Consider the following 564-nt stretch of genomic DNA (forward strand, 5'->3'; position numbering starts at 1 on the left):
TGCCGTAAACCTTTTCTCCAAAGGTTTTTACGAAGGAATTGCAAAAGCATTGAGAGAAGATGGAATCTTCGTCGCTCAAACCGATAACCCATGGTTCAAAGCGGAGTTGATCAAGCAGGTGTACAGTGATGTGAAAGAAACTTTCCCAATCACTAAAGTATATACCGCGAACATTCCGACGTATCCGAGCGGCCTCTGGACGTTCACAATGGGTAGTAAAATTTACGATCCTCTTCAAGTGGCGGATGAGCGCTTTTTTGATATCGACACGAAGTATTATACGAAGGAGCTTCATGCCGCTTCTTTCGCTTTGCCTAGATTCGTGAAAGATTTAACAGAGGAGTGAGCCACATGATTTTTGATGAATCCTACTCTGGAAAAGTGTTTATCATGAGCCGTGCAACCGAAAAAGAAGCAGACTGTGTCATCTACGGGATGCCGATGGATTGGACCGTGAGTTTCCGACCTGGTTCACGCTTCGGTCCAAACCGGATTCGTGAAGCTTCTATCGGGTTAGAGGAGTACAGCCCTTACTTAGACCGTCACCTTGAAGAAGTCAGCTAT

Annotated in this window: 1 protein-coding gene and 1 pseudogene; both read left to right on the forward strand. The window is 45.4% G+C overall.

Annotated elements, in window-relative coordinates; genetic code table 11:
- Window positions 1–346: pseudogene (locus LD39_RS21580) on the forward strand (spermidine synthase); the annotation flags it as partial.
- Between the two features lie 5 nt (window positions 347–351).
- Window positions 352–564: arginase family protein (locus LD39_RS21585; RefSeq protein WP_035554047.1), on the forward strand; the 213-nt coding region annotated here is incomplete at its 3' end.

Origin of the sequence: Halobacillus sp. BBL2006 (assembly GCF_000786645.1) — a bacterium.
Classification (GTDB): domain Bacteria; phylum Bacillota; class Bacilli; order Bacillales; family Halobacillaceae; genus Halobacillus.